This window comes from Asticcacaulis benevestitus DSM 16100 = ATCC BAA-896, from assembly GCF_000376105.1.
In the GTDB taxonomy this organism is placed as follows: domain Bacteria; phylum Pseudomonadota; class Alphaproteobacteria; order Caulobacterales; family Caulobacteraceae; genus Asticcacaulis; species Asticcacaulis benevestitus.
Genome location: NZ_AQWM01000089.1, coordinates 1 through 1,753 on the forward strand (window position 1 = coordinate 1; position 1,753 = coordinate 1,753).

Below are 1,753 nucleotides of genomic sequence, written 5' to 3' on the forward strand. Positions count from 1 at the left end.
GTGATCAGGTCGGTAGATCGGTGCCCGTTCTCACGAGAACGGCGCTTGCGGGAGATGTGGCCACGGGCCTCAAGGCCAGCCATGACAGCAACAACTTTACGCTTCGACATCACGCACCGGTCGGCCACCGTGGCCTGTGAAATGAACGTCTGCCCAGCATCGTTCGAGGCCTCCGCCAGCACCATCAAAACGGCTTTCTCATAGACATCTTCGACGGCCGCCCGTACGGCCCAATTTAGGACTTTTCCGCTCATGCTTCACCTCGCGGGTCAGTAATGAGGTCGAACTCCGCTTGGTAGGTCTGCATATCAGTACCAACGGGTGCGCGGCGGGCCTTCGCGCAAATAACTTCCATGGCGGTCTGCAAATCCGCGACAGCCATCTCATGCTCAAATTCGTTGCCCTTCTTGGGTTTTTGCCGTTCGAGATAGTAAGATTCACGGTAGACGAAAAAGACGAAGTCGGCGTCCTGTTCAATCGATCCAGATTCGCGCAGATCCGACAGTTGGGGCCGCTTGTCTTCCCGGCTTTCGACTTGGCGCGATAGTTGACTTAAGAGCACGACGGCGCAACCAGCCTGCCGCGCAATCTGCTTAAGGGTGGAGGTGATCTCGCCCAGCACAGCTGTCTCATTGCGTCCGCGAGCCTCCGGCCGACGCATAATTTGAAGGTAGTCTATGACGACAAGGCTTAGTGGGCCTTTGCGTTTGCGAGACCATATCGACCGTCTGACATCATCAATGCTTAGGCTGGGCACATCCTGAAGGATCAGGTTCGCCGGCACCTGAGCGTGAGCCCGACGCAGCGCCGACATTTCTTCCGGCCGAACTTTACCCATAGCGATGTCTCGATATTCAACACCATCGCCAGCGCTGGCTGAAATCGCGGCCAACTCACGCTGAAGCATTTCGTCTGGCGACATCTCAATTCCAAGAAATAGAACCTGATCCTTAGGGTTCTCAACGGCGCATCCGTGCGCAAACGCCCGCGCCAAGGCCGTCTTCCCCATCGACGGACGCCCGCCCAGGATAATCAATGCCCCTTTGTGGAAACCTCCCATACGCCGGTCGACACAGCGCAGGCCGCAGCGCTTGCCCAATGTCTTACCGGAGCGCATCTGCTCGGCAAGCTGCGTCAGTACGCTGGCGCCAACGTCAGGGGCGGCTTGAAACTGGGATTCTGACACGCCGCTTTGAGTCTCAAGGTCTGCCAAAGCATTCCGTGCATATGAAAGCACCTCCAAGGCAGGTCGAGGGTTGGTCTCCGATGCAAGGGCGATAACGTTCTGGCCAATGGTCATAGCCTCCCGTCGCGTCCAGTCATCGATGATGGCGGTTGCACAGTCTTGAGCCCAAGAAGGATGCGCCGCTTTCTCACATAGGAGTGAGAGGTAATCCCGTCCCGCCGCAGCAGTGAGATCGTCGATAGCTCTGTCTCCTCGCAGCGCCGAACGAAGGCTAGCCGCATTGGCAGTACCTCCACTGTCGATTTGTCGAGACAGCGACTCCCACAGCCGTGCATGCCCTGCTTCCACCATGTGATGAGGCTTGATATGTGAAAGCTCGGCATACTGACCATTGTTGGCTATGATGCAGCCGATCAGATCCTGCTCCGCCTCGACGTTGGCAATTTCAAGCTGGGCGTGGCCCTTCGAAATAATCATGCAGGGCCTCCCGCCAACATGGCACGGGCGGCGGCAAGATGGGTCTGAGCCTGGACCGTCATAAAGCTGCGATCGTCTGCATATTCAGCG

General features: G+C 57.5%; 2 protein-coding genes. Both read right to left on the reverse strand.

Annotation, left to right across the window (positions count from 1 at the left end):
- Nucleotides 1-254 (reverse strand): helix-turn-helix domain-containing protein (locus tag B060_RS0123475; protein ID WP_018084222.1); only part of this gene is annotated, 254 nt, incomplete at its 3' end.
- On the reverse strand, nt 251-1,663 hold the full coding sequence (locus B060_RS26380) for a DnaB-like helicase C-terminal domain-containing protein (RefSeq protein ID WP_018084223.1): 1,413 nt from the start codon (nt 1,661-1,663) through the stop codon (nt 251-253). The genes B060_RS26380 and B060_RS0123475, both read right to left, overlap by 4 nt.
- Nucleotides 1,664-1,753: the final 90 nt, after the last annotated feature.